The 15,718-nt window shown below is 39.0% G+C and carries 18 protein-coding genes and 1 pseudogene; 15 read left to right on the top strand and 4 right to left on the bottom strand.

Annotated elements, in window-relative coordinates; genetic code table 11:
* The first annotated feature begins 31 nt into the window (after positions 1-31).
* The 4 genes from VZF35_RS05130 (at position 32) to VZF35_RS05115 (ending at position 4,352) form a co-directional block, all read left to right on the top strand.
* Positions 32-454 (top strand): universal stress protein, encoded by a 423-nt coding sequence (locus tag VZF35_RS05130; RefSeq protein ID WP_407311606.1) that lies wholly within the window; start codon positions 32-34, stop codon positions 452-454.
* Positions 455-497: 43 nt separating this feature from the next.
* Positions 498-1,016 carry a general stress protein gene (locus VZF35_RS05125; protein WP_407311603.1) on the top strand — a complete coding sequence of 173 codons (519 nt, stop codon included), beginning with the start codon at positions 498-500 and terminating at the stop codon, positions 1,014-1,016.
* A 661-nt stretch (positions 1,017-1,677) separates the two neighbouring features.
* Positions 1,678-2,148 carry a hypothetical protein gene (locus VZF35_RS05120; RefSeq protein ID WP_407311601.1) on the top strand — a complete coding sequence of 157 codons (471 nt, stop codon included), beginning with the start codon at positions 1,678-1,680 and terminating at the stop codon, positions 2,146-2,148.
* Between the two features lie 164 nt (positions 2,149-2,312).
* On the top strand, positions 2,313-4,352 hold the full coding sequence (locus tag VZF35_RS05115) for a heterodisulfide reductase-related iron-sulfur binding cluster (RefSeq protein ID WP_407311599.1): 2,040 nt from the start codon (positions 2,313-2,315) through the stop codon (positions 4,350-4,352).
* Positions 4,353-4,515: 163 nt separating this feature from the next.
* Here the strand turns inward: VZF35_RS05115 and VZF35_RS05110 are convergent.
* Positions 4,516-4,749 (bottom strand): annotated as a pseudogene (locus tag VZF35_RS05110) (3-methyl-2-oxobutanoate hydroxymethyltransferase); the annotation flags it as partial.
* A gap of 669 nt (positions 4,750-5,418) precedes the next feature.
* Here VZF35_RS05110 and VZF35_RS05105 point away from each other — a divergent pair.
* From VZF35_RS05105 to VZF35_RS05095, 3 genes are all read left to right on the top strand, one after another.
* Positions 5,419-5,715, top strand: coding sequence for a GNAT family N-acetyltransferase (locus VZF35_RS05105; protein WP_407311597.1), 297 nt, complete (start codon positions 5,419-5,421; stop codon positions 5,713-5,715).
* Positions 5,716-5,762: 47 nt separating this feature from the next.
* A complete protein-coding gene (locus VZF35_RS05100) occupies positions 5,763-6,215 on the top strand; it encodes a hypothetical protein (protein WP_407311595.1) in 453 nt (150 codons plus the stop codon).
* Positions 6,216-6,277: 62 nt separating this feature from the next.
* Positions 6,278-6,721: a DUF3795 domain-containing protein gene (locus VZF35_RS05095; RefSeq protein ID WP_407311593.1), complete on the top strand. Its 444-nt coding sequence runs from the start codon at positions 6,278-6,280 to the stop codon at positions 6,719-6,721.
* 113 nt (positions 6,722-6,834) lie between these two features.
* On the opposite strand, the gene VZF35_RS05090 is transcribed toward VZF35_RS05095, so the two are convergent.
* A complete protein-coding gene (locus VZF35_RS05090) occupies positions 6,835-7,536 on the bottom strand; it encodes a DUF421 domain-containing protein (protein ID WP_407311591.1) in 702 nt (233 codons plus the stop codon).
* A gap of 173 nt (positions 7,537-7,709) precedes the next feature.
* Between VZF35_RS05090 and VZF35_RS05085 the strand changes: the two genes are divergently transcribed.
* Positions 7,710-8,333, top strand: coding sequence for a dienelactone hydrolase family protein (locus tag VZF35_RS05085; protein WP_407311589.1), 624 nt, complete (start codon positions 7,710-7,712; stop codon positions 8,331-8,333).
* A gap of 133 nt (positions 8,334-8,466) precedes the next feature.
* Here VZF35_RS05085 and VZF35_RS05080 read toward each other — a convergent pair whose 3' ends face one another.
* Positions 8,467-8,832, bottom strand: coding sequence for a peptidoglycan-binding protein (locus VZF35_RS05080; protein ID WP_407311587.1), 366 nt, complete (start codon positions 8,830-8,832; stop codon positions 8,467-8,469).
* A gap of 517 nt (positions 8,833-9,349) precedes the next feature.
* Between VZF35_RS05080 and VZF35_RS05075 the strand changes: the two genes are divergently transcribed.
* The 7 genes from VZF35_RS05075 (at position 9,350) to VZF35_RS05045 (ending at position 13,781) form a co-directional block, all read left to right on the top strand.
* On the top strand, positions 9,350-10,120 hold the full coding sequence (locus VZF35_RS05075) for a pentapeptide repeat-containing protein (protein ID WP_407311585.1): 771 nt from the start codon (positions 9,350-9,352) through the stop codon (positions 10,118-10,120).
* A gap of 205 nt (positions 10,121-10,325) precedes the next feature.
* The gene (locus VZF35_RS05070) at positions 10,326-10,916 is read left to right on the top strand and encodes a flavodoxin family protein (RefSeq protein WP_407311583.1); all 591 of its coding nucleotides are present in this window, start codon (positions 10,326-10,328) and stop codon (positions 10,914-10,916) included.
* Between the two features lie 134 nt (positions 10,917-11,050).
* Positions 11,051-11,200 (top strand): hypothetical protein, encoded by a 150-nt coding sequence (locus tag VZF35_RS05065; RefSeq protein WP_407311581.1) that lies wholly within the window; start codon positions 11,051-11,053, stop codon positions 11,198-11,200.
* A 2-nt stretch (positions 11,201-11,202) separates the two neighbouring features.
* Positions 11,203-11,646 carry a DUF3795 domain-containing protein gene (locus VZF35_RS05060; RefSeq protein ID WP_407311579.1) on the top strand — a complete coding sequence of 148 codons (444 nt, stop codon included), beginning with the start codon at positions 11,203-11,205 and terminating at the stop codon, positions 11,644-11,646.
* A 6-nt stretch (positions 11,647-11,652) separates the two neighbouring features.
* Positions 11,653-12,345: a methyltransferase family protein gene (locus VZF35_RS05055; RefSeq protein WP_407311577.1), complete on the top strand. Its 693-nt coding sequence runs from the start codon at positions 11,653-11,655 to the stop codon at positions 12,343-12,345.
* Positions 12,346-12,786: 441 nt separating this feature from the next.
* On the top strand, positions 12,787-13,152 hold the full coding sequence (locus tag VZF35_RS05050; RefSeq protein WP_407314464.1) for a MarR family winged helix-turn-helix transcriptional regulator: 366 nt from the start codon (positions 12,787-12,789) through the stop codon (positions 13,150-13,152).
* Positions 13,149-13,781: a nitroreductase family protein gene (locus VZF35_RS05045; protein ID WP_407311575.1), complete on the top strand. Its 633-nt coding sequence runs from the start codon at positions 13,149-13,151 to the stop codon at positions 13,779-13,781. Before VZF35_RS05050 ends, VZF35_RS05045 begins: the two co-directional genes overlap by 4 nt.
* A 39-nt stretch (positions 13,782-13,820) precedes the next feature.
* On the opposite strand, the gene VZF35_RS05040 is transcribed toward VZF35_RS05045, so the two are convergent.
* Positions 13,821-15,206 (bottom strand): MDR family MFS transporter, encoded by a 1,386-nt coding sequence (locus VZF35_RS05040; RefSeq protein ID WP_407311573.1) that lies wholly within the window; start codon positions 15,204-15,206, stop codon positions 13,821-13,823.
* Positions 15,207-15,718 lie beyond the last annotated feature (512 nt).

Below are 15,718 nucleotides of genomic sequence, written 5' to 3'. Positions count from 1 at the left end.
ATATTTTGACTAATAAAGAGGAGTGGTTAGGATGAAAAAAATATTAGTTCCGACTGATGCTTCAGAGTATTCACGAAGGGCATTAGAAACTGCGTTGGAGTTTGCTCGGAAATTTAATGCGGAAATTGAATTATTATATGTAATGCATAGGCCAATTGCGTATGACTCTAGTTTTAATAGTTATATAATTTCGCCAGAACAGGTTGAACAAGAAGGAAACCTTGTTTTAGAGGCTACATTTAAAGGAATTGATATTGGTGATGTTAGCGTAATTAAAAAGAAATCACAGGCTGAAAAACCCGCAAAAGTTATCTTAGAAGAAATTGAAAATGAGAAAATTGATTTAGTTGTTATGGGAAGTCATGGTTACGGGGCGATTGCTGGTTCCTTAATCGGCAGCGTTAGTCAGCACGTCCTCCATAAGGCTAAATGTTCTGTGCTAATCGTTAAATGAATGTGGTATATAGGCGAGCCTAAAAAAGAAAGGTTGTGATCTTATGTCAAAAGGGAATTCGGTTGTTTCCGTTTTTAACACTCACCAAGAGGCTGAGGATGCTATAAAGGAACTCCAACAAGCAGGATTTGACATGAAGAAATTATCTGTAATTGGCAAGGACTATCATACTGATGAGCATGTAGTAGGATATTATAATACTGGTGATCGTGTAAAATACTGGGGAAAGCTAGGGGCATTCTGGGGCGGATTATGGGGATTTCTTTTTGGGTCAGCGTTCTTTTTTATTCCCGGGATCGGTCCCATAGTTGTTGGCGGTCCGCTGGTGACTTGGATCATTGGTGTACTCGAAGGTGCTGCTCTTGCGGGTGGACTAAGCGCTTTTGGGGCAGCGTTATACAGCTTGGGAATTCCAAAAGACAGCATCCTAAAATACGAAACTTCACTTAGGGCTGATAAGTTTCTGGTGATTTTACATGGGACTATTGAGGAATTAGAAAAGGCGAAAAAGATTCTAGAGACAGCTAATTGCGATGAGGCCACGCTGCATTGTGCAAGTTAATGTTGAAGTGAATTCAGACCAAATGAAAGAAACGCTGTAATAGCGGGTATAAATTACCCAGCTATACAGCGTTTCTTTCATTTATACTATTCTGATATGAATGGTAAAGAGGTAAGGATTTCGTGGCAATAAGAAGCCACTCAGGATCCTACCTAACCTCAACTCGAGAATTAGCAAGGGCTTCTCGAATTGATAAGTTCTTTACCCAGAATTCATTTTCCAAGCTCCTTAAGCAAAGTAATTTTTACAAAGAATCAGGGATTCCTTGCGTAACCATCTTGAAAGAACTATTTACCCTCGTATTTACTGGCAAAAATCTTTATTGAACTCTCGAAATGAAGATTTATCTTTCCGTAAAAGAAGGCAAGTTAAAAAATGAACAGGGATTCGATCATAAAAAAAACTAATACAGAAATTTGAATATTAGTTTATCGAAATCTTTCTAAAACGCCAAATGCCATTGAATTTTATTATGTCAAAGTGGTATAATCCAAGTATCGAAAACTTGTAAGAATTATTAAAAAATTTTTTAATTTAACAAAACCCTTAAAAATGGGCTATTTTGTGAGAAATTTTTTGTATTAGGCATAAAACAAATATTTGCTTAATAAAAAATGTGGTTTTTACCATAACGTTAATTTATGAAGAGGAGTGATAGAATATGGGAAAAAGGAATATTGTAATTGGTGTTACCCCCGTAGATTTTAATAACAGGCCCGAATCATTAAATGACAAATATACTCTAGCAGTCGAAGGAGTTTGTGATCTTTATAATAAAATGGAGAATGAGTGGGCCGAACAACGCAATAAAATTTCGACTGTACCAATTTCAAACAAGTGTAATATGCAAAAAGCAATTTCAATTTCTATGACCAACAAGTGTGTCTCTCTAGAGGCTCTAAGCATCCTTATGAGAATTGGCCGAAAGCCCGTCTTAATGGCCCTGGCCAAAAAGAGTGAAATACCTCACATCGCTTATAGAGTAAACAATAAAGTACTATTTAGTTATACATTATTAATTTTTGATACCTTAGAGGATGCAATGAATATGGCAAAATTCTATGTAGATCAAGCAAACAACCATTCAAGTGTGCTTGAAAGGTGTTCCTATGCTGCAACTGGATTACTTTAAAGGGTTTGAACACATAATGAACTACAATTTAATAAGGATAAAGTTGAACTCAACAGGAAGTTAAATCCTCAAGCAAGACAAATATAAAAAAATACTAAAACATAAATTTTGTTCTGCGAAGCGCCTGTTCAGGTGCTTCGCAGAACAAATAAGGAGAGATGAGCATGGCCACACGTCAAGTGTATTGGAACATTGAAGGAGAGCACTGGCTCTATTTATTCTTCATCATTGCACTTATTTTCTTCGTTTACGGAGTGTGCAAAAGATTGTCACTTTGGAAATTAGGTCAACCTGAGAATCGCTGGAAAGATGTATGGCAAGGCATAAAAGACATTATTGTATATGGATTCGGGCATAAGCGAATCCTTAAAGATTCTTATCCGGGCATTATGCACTTTTCTATCTTTTGGGGATTTGTATTTTTAGCTTTTGCAACAGCAACTATTACACTTCAAGCAGATTTTGGCTTACAAATATTTCATGGATGGCTTTACCTCTTTATAAAGCTAACCGCTAATTTTTTTGGATTGCTGGCTATCCTTGGTATAATTGTTGCTGTATATAGACGTTATATCCAAAGACCTAATCGCTTAGATAATAAAACGGATGATGCTATTACATTAGGTTTAATATTTACAATACTTCTCACGGGTTTTGTCATTGAAGGAGCCCGTATCGCAGCAACACCAGATCCTTGGGCCGGATGGGGATTTATGGGACAATGGATATCTGTTCCCCTTAAAGCATCACTTAATCAAGCTCAGTTACTCTCATTGCATAGATTTTTATGGTGGTTCCATCTCCTCCTAGCAATGACTTTCATAGCGTATTTCCCTTATTCGAAGCTATTTCATGTAATATTAGGTCCTTTAAATATGTTTTTCCGTAACAGAGGACCAATCGGAATTCCTGAACTAATAGACTTTGAAGATGAAAGTATTGAAACCTTTGGGAAAAGTCAACTACGCGAATTTAGCTGGAAAACCCTGTTTAATACTGATGCTTGTTTACGTTGTGGACGTTGTCAGGATAACTGTCCGGCTTATTTAAGTGGAAAGCACTTAAGTCCCAAAAAGATCATTCAAGATATGCGTGTTTTAATGGAAGAAGTCGGAACAGCCGTTAAAGCCTCACAGAAATTAGCTTTGGCCAATCAAACAGCGGAAGCTGAAACTGCCGCAGCTGAAGAGACAGTTGAATTACCGGTACGTTCTCTGATAGGGGAAGTTATCCCTGAAGAAGATTTATGGTCCTGTACAACATGCCGTTCTTGTGAACAGCAATGTCCAGTTTTTGTTGAACATGTTGATAAAACGATTGATATGAGACGTAATTTAGTTCTAATGGAGACTCGATTCCCCGCTGAGGCTCAGTTAGCTTTCAAGAATATGGAAAATAACGGGAACCCCTGGGGGATAGGTTGGACTACACGTGCCGACTACTTAACAGGTTTGGGTGTAAAAACATTTGAAGAAGATCCGACTGCAGAATATTTATATTGGCCTGGATGTTCAGGTGCATTTGATGCTCGTAACCAAAAAGTATCAGCTGCTTTAGTGAAACTTTTACAAGCCGCAGGTGTACACTTTGCAATCTTAGGCAGCGAAGAAAAATGTTGCGGTGACTCTGCTCGTAAATTAGGAAATGAGTATTTGTTCTATACTTTAGCATCTGAGAACATAGAAGTAATGAAAGGATATGGGGTTAAGAAAATCATTACTCAATGTCCGCACTGCTTCAATATTCTTAAAAATGAGTACCCTCAATTTGATGGGAATTTCGAAGTCCTTCATCATTCTACATTCTTGCTTGATCTTGTAAAAGCGGGAAAACTAAAGCTTAACAATATTTCTGGAAAATCAATTACCTATCATGATTCTTGTTATTTAGGACGATATAATCAGATCTATGATCAACCGCGTGAATTACTTAAAATTGTTGGCTTAGAGATAAAAGAAATGGCTCACACTGGTGAAAAGAGTTTCTGTTGTGGTGCCGGCGGTGGTCGAATGTGGCTTGAAGAACATGAAGGTGAACGTATTAACGTTATGCGCACAGACGAAGCAATCGCGGCTAAGACAGATTATGTCGGTACAGCTTGTCCTTTCTGTTTAACCATGATAGTCGACGGAATAGCTTCGCGTGAAGTAGGAGAGGCCTTAAAAGCTTTGGATATTTCAGAAATTTTAGAAAGGACCTTATAGAATAACAAACCAAACTATATAGAATAAACTATTCTGTCAAATTATGTACAGTTAGAAAGCGCTATTAAAAACGGTTGCTTTTACCTCGCTGTACGCGGACTTACAGACGCGGTGGAAGCTTCCAAAGCAGGAAGCGAGGTCTATCTGGTTCTGTTTTCTAAACAAGAACTCCTACCGATTGCGGTGTTAGCCCAAGATGGGACACAACAGGGATATCGGCTTTTACAAGTGCTTCGATATGGGAGAGCACTTCATCAGCACCTTCTACTTTAACTGCATGAGCACCTGTTTCCTGAATGAGGCGTGCGCCGTTTATAAGGGTATCTCTGACTGATAGTTGACAGCTCATAAATGGCATATCAACCACGATAAAAGTATTGGGAGCCCCTTTCGAAGACAGTGGAGTGAAGGTTGACTGGATGACTAAGACGAAACATATTTACTTACCGGAGCGTTTTGGGCGTTTCCGGTTTTTTGACATGTAAATTTCCTAATAATAGAGGAAAGAAAGGGAATATGTGGAATGTCTAATTAGAAGATTATTCTCAGAGGACTATTGCAGATTTGGTAGGTTGCATAATACTTGTAAATACCATTAAGGTGGTGAAGGAAATAAAATCAAAAGTTATTTTCGTATTTCTAAATATATGCGAGTTACTTGTCTTATTGTTGTCACTTACTATTTACACTTCTCCATTCAAGATATTTTCATGGTACGAACCAGATAGTATAGAGTTTGCAGGGATTCTTTTAATATCGCCATTATACTTATTTATCGGGGCAGCGTTATTGGGGTTAAGTGCATTTATTACCATATCATTGACTAATAAAATTTTACCCTTTTTATCATACGGTCTTATAATCCCAATTTTCTTATTTGACCATTTTCCATATCAATTCTATCAAATCGTCTATGGAGGTATCGTATTTATTTGTTTACTATTTTTTTCGGTTATATTTTCAACAATCAGTAATCTAGTCAAATTTAAGGAATTGAATATGAACCAATAATCCCTCATGATGCTTTAACATTCCTTTTGATTCCATATCCTCTGAACGGTGATTGATGGTGAAAGAAGTTGGAATTGTAATTTTTAATGAGGAATATTGGGGAAATGGAATTGGTTATAAGGCTTTAAAGATGTGGATTAATGAAGTTTTTGCAGACAATCCAAAACTTGTAAGACTTGGATTGTCAACTTGGTCCGGAAACGAAAGAATGATGAAACTGGCAGAGAAATTAGGCTTAAAAAAGGAAGCCGTTTATAGGAAGGCAAGGATAGTTGATAATCAGTATTACGATTCTGTGAGCTATGGAATATTGAGAGAAGAATGGCTAGTGCAATCGTATTTCGGACAATAACCGCCGGGAGCGTTGGCGAGATTTATGGAACATGAGAGTGAAAAATAATGAAAAATTACGTTTTTGGATTTTCCCTAATAGGTCTTATACTTTACGCATTACAACTACTTCCCAATATTATATGGTTGCTCGCACCGCCTGCTAACAATGTGCTTACGAAGAACAGTTCTGCCTATCCAATATTGAATATTATTGAGCAGGTCTTTGGAATCATGACGGTTGCTCTATTGATATTGCTGATAAACAAAGGTGGCGGGAGAAACAGTAACCTTTATATTGGATTGGCAATTCTATTTTTGGTGGGGTACTATATCGCATGGATTTTCTACTATACTGGAGTAGTGTCTCCATGGCTACTTATCATAGGAATTGCGGCCATGCCACCTTTGTATTTTTTATTTGTTGGGCTTTGGGTAAAAAACTATGTCGCCCTAATTCCGTGCGTTATTTTTGGAGTTATACATATAACAATCACGTGCTCTAATTATTTGAAGTGGTAAAGTGTTTTTCCTAGGACCCCGCCGGGAGTGCTGGGTCTGTATTTGTGAAGAGAGGCATTAAAATGGAGAAAAGTGAAGTCATTCAAAAATTATCTGTATGTGGATTAGACTGTTCAAGATGTGCTGATTACGAGAATGGCGAGATAAGGAATCTGAGTTCAAAATTGTCCGAGCTATTAAATGGGTATGAAAGACTAGCGAAGATGAAAGCAGAAAACGCACCTATTTTTAATGGATATCCTGAATTTATTAAGATTCTCAGCCATTTTGCAGAGGGGACTTGTGGTGGTTGCAGAAGTGATAATGTAAAATGCCCGTTAGATTGTCAGGCAAAAATCTGTCGTGTGGAACGTAGCATTGATTTTTGTTTTGAATGTGACGAATTCCCTTGCGACAAGCAATTCCAGGGCAAGCTTAGAGAACGATGGATTGAAAGAAATAACAGAATGAAAGAAATTGGAGTAGAGAATTTTCTTATTGAACAAAGCAAAATGCCAAGATATTAGTATTTCATGTTTCAGAGGATTATTATTTACTCACCGGAGCGTTTTGGGCGTTTCTGGGTTTTTACTTTGAAAAGTTCCTTTTCAAGGCTGTTGGTTCTAGCGGTTTCTCGTCTCTAGGAATGAGTTCTTCCTTCGTCATGGTATAGGTCAAGATAAAGGTTACCATTAGAAGATAGCGCAGCAAAAGAAACTTCAGTAATGTTAGAAATACCCTTTTTTGATAGTTCATGGTACAGCCATTGAGTGTTTAAGTTTCTTTGATTAAGATTGCTTTCTATTATTTTACCGTCTAAAATCACCTCAGTTGCGAGTCCTTCGTTGTGTGTTGAAATATTTAGATCTTGGTGGGTTACGGGAGTATGTTGGGATTTAAGCTGGATGCTCAACTCTCCACTAGGTTCAAGAATGGCAAACTCAACTTTGCCAATATCAAAAACGTTTTTCTGTCGGAGTTGCTGGACTAAATAGTCAAAAGAATAATTAAGTATACTCATAGTATGTTCTAAGACTTTACCGTTTTTAATTAAAATAGTAGGTTCTCCAGCTAGTATCTTGCGAAGTGGCTTGTATTTAAATGAGAAGTAGGAAGATAGCATGAGAATCAATGTTGTACATGCTATGCAAAAAATAAAGTTCAAGATATCGATCTTAAGATTAAACGCTAAGTTACCCGAGATAGTCCCAAGTAGTGCCCCTGCCACATAATCAAAATAAGTAAGATTTGCGAGTCTTCTTTTGGTTAAAAAATTAGTGGTTAACAAAAGCAATAAAATAGCTAAAATAACTCTAAGTAATATATTTAAAGGCTCGAACAAAAAATCCCCTCCTAGTTAGTTCATTATCTAATGAAGTGACTGTATTATTATGTTCTTAATAGCTAATTTTCAATAGTATGACTTACACCGATTACATGGACACGAAGAAATACTCACGGTTGTGGACTATTTTTTTATGTTTACAAAAAGAAGGACGGTTGGAGAATTGTTGCATGCAGGATTATATTAGAGGTAAAGAATCTGCCATAATCGTTTTACACGAGATATATGGTATAAATCCACATATTAATTGGGTTTGCGAGCATTATCTAGAGGCTGGATACGATGTTATATGTCCAAATTTTCTAAAGCCTGAAATGAATTTTGACTATAATAGAGAAGAAGAAGCTTACCAATACTTCGTTAATCATGTTGGTTTTTCGCATATGATTGATGGAGTTAGAAAAATACTTGTAAAAGCAAGAACAGAATATAAAAATATATTCCTTTTAGGATTTAGTATTGGGGCAACTGCGGCATGGATATGTAGCGAAAAAGAAAATACTGCAGACGGGGTTATTTGCTACTATGGTTCTCGAATAAGGGATTATCAAAATATAACACCTAGATGCCCAACGCTACTCATTTTCGCAAAAGAGGAAAAGTCTTTTAATGTTTTGGAATTGACAAGCGTTCTAGGAGAAAAGAAGTCTGTCAATATCTATGTGTTAAACGGAAAACATGGTTTTAGTGATCCTTTTTCGAAAAACTTTAATGAGCAATCGCAAATAGGAGCGCAGAAATTGGTAAATGAATTCCTGACAGGGGGAAGAGATACAGGCGTGGTTACTGACTAAATTTTAATGGAGGTTTGACATGCAGAACCGAGCTCGATGCCCCTATCTGAGTAGCCCGCCGGGGTGAAGTCTTCCCAAATTGTTGGTTAGTAAGATATACAAAGAATAAAGTAACTATTGGTATCGGCTATATCTACCGACCAATCGGAATTCTCAGCCGCCGTCCGACTTGGAGGTTCCTGATGTCTACACCTGGATTAGCGGCAATAAGCGCGTCTAAAGAGATACCATATCTGATGCTGATTGAGGACAATGTATCTCCGGGTTTGACGGTGTACGTCGTAGTACCGGGCATATCAGACCGGAGAGCCTGGTATGTAACCGGCCCGACGATACCATCAACCATTAAACCGTGATCGCTTTGAAACCGTCTGACGGCTTGATCTGTTCTTGGACCGAAAATACCATCTGTTGGGCCGGGATCATAGCCCCATTCCTGCAAAAAGTACTGTATTTCCGCGACATCGCTTCCTCTGGAGCCGATCTTTAAATAATGCACAAACATCGCCCTTTTTTATGATTTGTCGTTTTATTTTACGTGCAATGCGTGTACAATGTTTCGATACGTTCTAAAAGTTCTTGAAAATCATTGCTCGGCTCCGGGGTTTCCCGTTGGTCAACCCCGGATCGGGGACTGTCCCTCTCTGGTGAGTGAGAAATAAATGAAAAATTACTTTTTTGGCACTCCAGGCGCGTTGATGTTACTTCATTGTAAGTTTTAAAAGTAAATATGTTTCCGTGGACGGAGCAAGTAGAGTCAAACATGATCTCGCTGTACACCAAGATGGTGATTGCCTTCCGGTTTCAGGGATCATAGATCGGGATAGCCCCTCTTTTGATACGATATAACGAACATTGAAAAACACTGTCTCTGTAGGAAGCCTTTTCGATGCCGAAGATGAGAGAATGCAATAAAGGGGAATTCCCTCGTGTCAATGGTTTTTGTATCGAATTTAACAGGAGTTCTCCATATTATAGAGAATTAGTTCAACAATGGCTTCTGTGGAGAGCTGTTCATGATAGACCTAGGCAAAGACGTTGCACGTCTACGCCAGGAAAAGGGTCTTACACAAAAGGCCTTAGCCGAACTCACTATACATATACAAATTGACATTGGAGAGTCGCTATATATGGATAGCAAAAAAACAAGCTTTAAAATAGCATCCCCCAAGCTTGCAAAAAAGTCAGATATGCTTTCGATATATGACAGAAGTATCCAATCTGACGATTCGTTTACTATGGGGACTATCAGTAATGGTTTGATTGAGAATCAAACCGCAGATCATGTATCCTTTAAGAATGTATCTTTTAATAACGTTACATTCAGTAAAGTATCGTTTAAATACCTCGAATTAACAGATGTTAGGTTCGAAAACTGTGATCTATCAAATACTGATTTAAGTGAGTCAGTCCTGCATAGGGTAGAGATGATCAACTGTAAATTGGTCGGAACGAATATGAGTGAATCTGCCCTGAGGAATGTCCTGATTGATAACTGTAATGGACGATATGCTTTATTTCGTTTCCTGGATTGCAAACAAGTCAATTTTAATAATAGCTCATTATGCAATGCTGATTTCTACAAAGCTAAGTTTCAGAAAGTTGGATTTATCGATTCGGATTTGCAACAAACTGGAATGTCAGGAGCAAAGCTAAAGGGAATTGACTTAAGTACTTGTAAATTAGATGGATTAGGGGTAACTCTTGATGACCTAGAAGGATGTATTGTCTCTCCTGAACAAGTAATATCTTTTTCAAAGCTTTTGGGCCTAGTAATTAAGAGCTAGTTTCCTTAAGAGGGTACATTAGAGATATAGCGTGTTCATTTTGAGTTCATGCACCTTTCCAGGAGGATCTACCTTATAGAGGCGTTTCTTCTAAGGAAATTGGGATAACAAGCTTGGGATATTAAGTAATTGGCAGCTCTTCTATATTTTCTTGTGGGGTGAAAGTTTGTTCGGCGACGAAGTTTATAACTTATACCACCGGAGCTTGGCGTGCTCCAGTATTATTACTTGTATTGATTTGGAGGTATTAATGATGAAGGTATTGATTCTAACAGGAAGTCCACATCCGCAGGGAACCACGGCATTACTAGCCGATGAGTTTATTGTTGGTGCGAAGGAAGCGGGTCATGAAGTAGTTCGTTACGATACAGCAAAATTGGATATTCATCCATGTCTCGGATGTTATCATTGTCGCAATAACGATGGACAATGTGTATACGATGACGATATGAAACAAATTGTTCCACACCTGTTGGCCGCTGATGCAGTCGTTCTAGTAACACCACTTTATTATTTTGGTATGACAGCACAGCTTAAGAGAGTTATTGACCGCTATTTTTCAGTAAATCCAATATTACGCAAAACTCCAAAGCAACTTTGTTTACTTGCAGCTTGTGGCGATAAGGAAGGATGGGCAATGGATACTTTGGTCTTACATTATCGAACTTTATGCCGCTATCTGCAATGGCAAGAAGGTGGTATGGTACTGGCGATAGGTTCATATACCCGAAAAGATGTGGAAGACAGTAATTATCCAGTGATGGCACGAAACTTAGGGACTGGATTACGAGCTTAGTAATAAGGCCTGGAATTTTAACCCCACTCACACCTCGATACCAAATCACTTCGCCTGCTGCGCCTTGCTAAGCTCAAGAAGAAATAATCGCCTTGACAAAGCCCTTGCCAGCAGTTATTTGCCGAGTCTTGCGTGTGAGGAAACCGAAGGTGATCCTTCTACCCGGAGAACGGTGGGGGCTTTATTTGGCATACAGCCTGAAAACTGATTCTAGTGGTATTCCAGATACAGTCGTTACGATGAATTGGGTACAAGGAGATTATATATTTGTGAAAAGGGGATAGAGATGGATAAAAGTGAAGTCATAAGTAAATTATCTTTTTGTGGATTGGATTGTTCGAGATGTGCTGATTATGAAAATGGCGAGATAAGGAGCCTGAGTTTAAACTTATCTGAGTTATTAAATGGTTATGAACGACTCGCCAAGATGAAAGCAGATAATGCGCCAATTTTTAGAGGTTATCCTGAATTTGTAAACATTCTTGGTCATTTTGCGAAGGGAACCTGTGGTGGCTGTAGAAGTGATAATGTCCAATGTCCATTAGAATGTCACGCAAAGACCTGCTGCAAAGAACATAACGTTGATTTCTGTTTCGAGTGCAATGAGTTCCCATGTGACAAACAATTCCAGGGCAAACTCCGAGAAAGATGGATTTATTTAAATAACAGGATGAAGGAAATTGGCGTAGAGAATTATTTTATCGAGCAAAGCAAAATGCCGAGATACTAAGGACTTATGTCAGGATGGTTGCGGAGATGGGATGGTAGCATTCTCAACAGGAACAATGTGTTTGTGTTATCGAGCGAAATTTGTGGAGGACAGGAATTGAAGTACCTAATTGTTGCTTTAATGTGGTCAATGTTCGGAATAATCCATAGTTTTTTAATTAGTTTTCGGTTTTCAAATTGGGCAAATCGTATAATGGGGCGATATTTTTCCTTTTACCGATTGTTATACAATTTGTTTTCATTAACCGTATTTGTCATAATTCTAAGTTTCACAAGGAACCTCGATAGTAAGTTGGCTATACAATTTTCTTTTCCATGGAGGATTATACAATCACTTTTTCTGTTAGCTTCCAGTGTTGTTTTGATTTGGGCTTTCTTAAGTTATGACTCCCTAGAATTCATTGGCGTTCGCCAGATAATAGATCATAGCAAGAAAAATGATGTTACTCATCCGAAGACAATTACAAAGAAGGGATTATTTGGAATAGTGCGGCACCCTATGTATTTGGCTACCATATTTTTTATGTGGAGTTTGGACTCTACAAGGGTAGACGTTTTGACACATATTGTTCTTACCCTTTACATTTTAGTTGGAATCATACTTGAGGAACGAAAGCTCGTTAAACAATTCGGTTCAGAGTACATTGAGTATCAAAAGGTCGTACCGGCATTAATCCCGTTCCCAAAAAAGAAAATTTGAATTTTTCCTGGGAAGTATCGTATGCTAAACTCCTCCCCTCTTACTATCGATGCGCGATATGTAGGAATTGAAGCGTAGAACATTCCCCCGCTTCCCAAAAGAAGAGCCCTTTCGAAAGTTTGGGATGGGTGAAGGGTTACTGGGTGAACATAGAGGTGTGCGTTGATGTTGCTTGATTACATATGAACTACGCTGGGAGTGTTGTAGGGGCGAGTTTCGATCATTGAAATTGCATTCAAGAAAAGTAGGTGTATTAGAGCTTGGAACAGATTGTAGAAGAAAGACACGAAATTTGTTCAACTGTTTCAAAGATTGTTTCAATAAAGATTTTCCGGCGAAGGCCTAAGGGAAGTAATGAGATAGGAGAAGTTGTTGGATTTCAGTGTGAAAGTAGTAGTTCTAACTGTGAGTCACGTTGTACTTATAAAATGATGATGGAAGATTTTTAGCTCGTTATTACTTTGGGTTGATTACATCCACAGTTGTCAATGGGAATATACTTTAGATTTCGCAACCCTAAGTGAGAAAGCAGAAATAACTAAGCCGACATTGACGGGACTGATAGATGGCCTTGGAAAACAAGGATTTGTTGAACGTATCCCCCACCCAAACGACCGCCGGAAGCAATTGCTGCGATTGACTCCAAGCGGGCTGAGGCTTCTTGAGCAGATGCTTCCTTCACACTATAAAATTACCGGATATTTTATGTCTGGTTTAAAAGCACCTGAACAATTGGATCTAACAAAAATGTTAAATAAACTCCAAGAATTTCTTTTGAATATCAAATATGAGGGGGTTAATTTATGACTGCATTAGACCAAACGATTTTAAACCGGCGTTCTATTCGTCAATTTTCGAATGAAATTCCTTCTAAAAACATAATTGAATCGGTAATCGATGCTGGAAGACTTGCTCCATTCCCTGCGGCAAGTAGTTCAAACAAATATGCAAGAAAGTTCATCGTTGTATCTCGAAGTAATCCAGTGCTTATGGAATTAGCAGAGATTGTTAAGAAGCATGCCCAGAAGGCCTTTGAAGAATTATCCAAGCAAATAGAAGTAGTTCCCGAGTTAGGAGTAAAAGCAAAGACCTTTTTGGGAAGGTTAGAAATGACTATGAAGAAAGGGCCGTTAGGAATTGGTTCAGCCCCATATTATATAGTTGTTGCTGAGCCCAAAGGGATTCCAGATGCTCAGATGCAGTCTATTGCTCATTGCATGGAAAATATGTGGCTCAAGGCTACAGAACTTGGATTAGGATTTCATCTAGTATCAATCACAGGACAGATGGGTGACAACCTAGATTTCTGCAATCTAATAGATCTACCTGTTAGTGTGTATAAAATTGATGGTTGTGCGATAGGTTATCCTGCGTTTGAATTTCCACCGAAACCGGAATATCCGAGTCTTTCTGAAATTACAACATGGTTTCTATAATTGAGGCTATAGAGTAGGTTACAACCATTTGGCATTATCTTAATCGGTATTTTGCTGAGTAATAATACTGCGGTGCGAGGGTAGAAAAGCGCTTATCAGCAAAGTTACTACTGAAATGGCGAAAACTAAGATAAAGACCATGTGCAAACCCAGGGCTATACCACTTTGGTTCATCGTATTATTAAACACTGTGCCAAACACTGCGACACCAACCGTTTGTCCAAGCGATTGCGAAAAAGTGTAGGAGGCAGTGACCGCGCCGCGCAAGTTCCAACCGACGGCCGACTGCACCAAGATCGTTAAAGGCGTAAAGGAACATCCCATACCAAAGCCAATGACAATCATGCTCCCTACAAAATACCAATAGGGGGATCCAATATGGACAAGCAGCAGCCAAGCTGAACCTGTCATAATCAGCAGAGCACCGAATACAGCCGTGGTTTTAGAGCCGATTCTGTACATAAACCGTCCAGCTAAAGTTGATGCCAGCGGCCAAGCGAACGACATCGGCATCAGCGTTAGCCCCGAGCTGGTGGCGCTGTGGCCTAGAAGTGTCTGAATCCAAATTGGCAAATACACACTGACGCCGATCAAGACCCCGCTAGCTACAAAGCCGATCGAATTCGATACGGCAATAACTGGTATTTTAAAGAGGGATAGTGGAAGCAGCGGTTCATTCGATTTGTTTTCCACAACAAGAAATGTGATCAAAAAAGCAACGGCGATGGTAAACAAGGAGATGATCTCGACGGAGCCCCAGGTATACATCTGGCCTCCACTGATCAAAGCAAAGAGAAGAGATCCCATGGAAATCGTAAACAACGCGGCTCCCCAATAATCAATGGTTTTTTTCGTATTTTCAAGTGACGTTTCATGAAGAAAACTAAGCACTAATAAAATAGCGATCATTCCAATCGGAACGTTGATATAAAAAATCCAGCGCCAGGAGATGTGATCGACAAAGAGTCCGCCCACTAAAGGGCCGAGGAGTCCGGCGACGCCCCAAACTGAGCTGAATAGTCCTTGCATTTTGGCACGCTCTTCCCCTGGGTACAGATCGGCAATGATAGTGTATGTCAGCGGTATCACGGCACCGGCACCGAGGCCTTGAAACCCGCGAAATAAAATTAGCTGATACATTGTCTGGGCCATTCCGGACATCATAGAACCGACAACAAAAAGCAGGATACCAAAGATGAAAATGGACTTCCTTCCGAAGAGGTCCGCAAGTTTTCCATAAATCGGTGTGGTAACGGAGGATGTAAGCAGGTAAATAGCGAAAACCCAACTCAGTAGATTCAAGCCGCTCAATTGTTGAACAATGTGCGGCATAGCGGTAGTAACGATGGTCGTATCGATAGCAACTAGTAAAATAGATACAAGTATTGCAATCGTGACCATTTTACGCTGTGTTGTTCTCCCCATCGTTAATATCCCCTTTAAACTTCCTGGTTAACTTTATAATGTTTACTTTCGAATTATACCACTTCGATCCGGCAATGGAAGCGGGCATGGAAAAGGTATGCAGCGTTTTTCGTAGTCACACCGGCATTACCGGATGATCTTATAGGAATTCGTTCAGAGGTATCGCTAACGGAAACAACTGTTACGTTCAAGTAAGAAGGAGAAGGTTTGATGAAGTGCTATTTTGCAGGCACGCTATTTGGATAGAAGATTGTTAGTAAACTAGTAGGGTTAATGTTGAAGAATATGATTATGTTATTGATAGTTTTGGAGAACTATTAACTTTAGGTATATAAATGAATGGCTATAATATGCACAACATTCTCATTTAGCGTAGGACATCCTGCTAATCGCTTAGCCACTAGTCTGCCTCCGAAGAGTCCGGTGCGCGAAATCTATGGGGGTGGGTCACCGAAAGTGGCCTTCTACCCGGAGGGCGTTTGTTGATGGTGTTAGGGCCTCTGAACTCTGAC

Origin of the sequence: Desulfosporosinus paludis (genome assembly GCF_045689965.1) — a bacterium.
Classification (GTDB): domain Bacteria; phylum Bacillota; class Desulfitobacteriia; order Desulfitobacteriales; family Desulfitobacteriaceae; genus Desulfosporosinus; species Desulfosporosinus paludis.
This window is presented reverse-complemented; position numbering and strand designations above follow the sequence as displayed.

Excerpts from the sequence above, each read along its gene's own strand:
- VZF35_RS05040 (WP_407311573.1), bottom strand. The coding sequence starts at position 15,206 with ATGGGGAGAACAACACAGCGTAAAATGGTCACGATTGCAATACTTGTA.
- VZF35_RS05125 (WP_407311603.1), top strand. The coding sequence starts at position 498 with ATGTCAAAAGGGAATTCGGTTGTTTCCGTTTTTAACACTCACCAAGAG.
- VZF35_RS05120 (WP_407311601.1), top strand. The coding sequence starts at position 1,678 with ATGGGAAAAAGGAATATTGTAATTGGTGTTACCCCCGTAGATTTTAAT.
- VZF35_RS05115 (WP_407311599.1), top strand. The coding sequence starts at position 2,313 with ATGGCCACACGTCAAGTGTATTGGAACATTGAAGGAGAGCACTGGCTC.
- VZF35_RS05055 (WP_407311577.1), top strand. The coding sequence starts at position 11,653 with ATGTCAGGATGGTTGCGGAGATGGGATGGTAGCATTCTCAACAGGAAC.
- VZF35_RS05105 (WP_407311597.1), top strand. The coding sequence starts at position 5,419 with ATGGTGAAAGAAGTTGGAATTGTAATTTTTAATGAGGAATATTGGGGA.
- VZF35_RS05085 (WP_407311589.1), top strand. The coding sequence starts at position 7,710 with ATGCAGGATTATATTAGAGGTAAAGAATCTGCCATAATCGTTTTACAC.
- VZF35_RS05075 (WP_407311585.1), top strand. The coding sequence starts at position 9,350 with ATGATAGACCTAGGCAAAGACGTTGCACGTCTACGCCAGGAAAAGGGT.
- VZF35_RS05060 (WP_407311579.1), top strand. The coding sequence starts at position 11,203 with ATGGATAAAAGTGAAGTCATAAGTAAATTATCTTTTTGTGGATTGGAT.
- VZF35_RS05130 (WP_407311606.1), top strand. The coding sequence starts at position 32 with ATGAAAAAAATATTAGTTCCGACTGATGCTTCAGAGTATTCACGAAGG.
- VZF35_RS05100 (WP_407311595.1), top strand. The coding sequence starts at position 5,763 with ATGAAAAATTACGTTTTTGGATTTTCCCTAATAGGTCTTATACTTTAC.
- VZF35_RS05095 (WP_407311593.1), top strand. The coding sequence starts at position 6,278 with ATGGAGAAAAGTGAAGTCATTCAAAAATTATCTGTATGTGGATTAGAC.
- VZF35_RS05045 (WP_407311575.1), top strand. The coding sequence starts at position 13,149 with ATGACTGCATTAGACCAAACGATTTTAAACCGGCGTTCTATTCGTCAA.